The sequence below is a fragment of the Faecalicatena contorta genome, assembly GCF_021531895.1.
Taxonomy (GTDB): domain Bacteria; phylum Bacillota; class Clostridia; order Lachnospirales; family Lachnospiraceae; genus JAFBIX01.
The window spans coordinates 1-345 of sequence record NZ_JAFBIX010000089.1; the positions used below are offsets into that span (position 1 = coordinate 1).

Below are 345 nucleotides of genomic sequence, written 5' to 3' on the forward strand. Positions count from 1 at the left end.
TTTCTTCGAATTGTGTTGTAATCATTATCTCATTACTCTGTTTATAACAATTACCTCGGATGTCTTGATTAAGATATTTATCTTATCATTTCTATTTCTTATATGCAATTTTCAAGGTACATATTGACTGAATTTTTATCAGTCATTAGAAACCTGAATCTTCTGTTCAACTCTCTAATCACTGGTAAAACCAGTTATTTTCTTTTTTAAATCTGGCGGCCACCTACTCTCCCGCACCGTCTCCAGTGAAGTACCATCGGCCGCTTAAGGCTTAACCATCGTGTTCGGGATGGGTACGGGTGTGTCCCCTAAGCGCATCGCCACCAGAAAGATCCCTGATTCTTT

General features: G+C 38.8%; 1 rRNA gene. It reads right to left on the minus strand.

Annotated features, from left to right (window positions below):
- Positions 1-210 precede the first annotated feature (210 nt).
- A 5S ribosomal RNA gene (gene rrf, locus JQM81_RS13560) occupies positions 211-328 on the minus strand.
- Positions 329-345 lie beyond the last annotated feature (17 nt).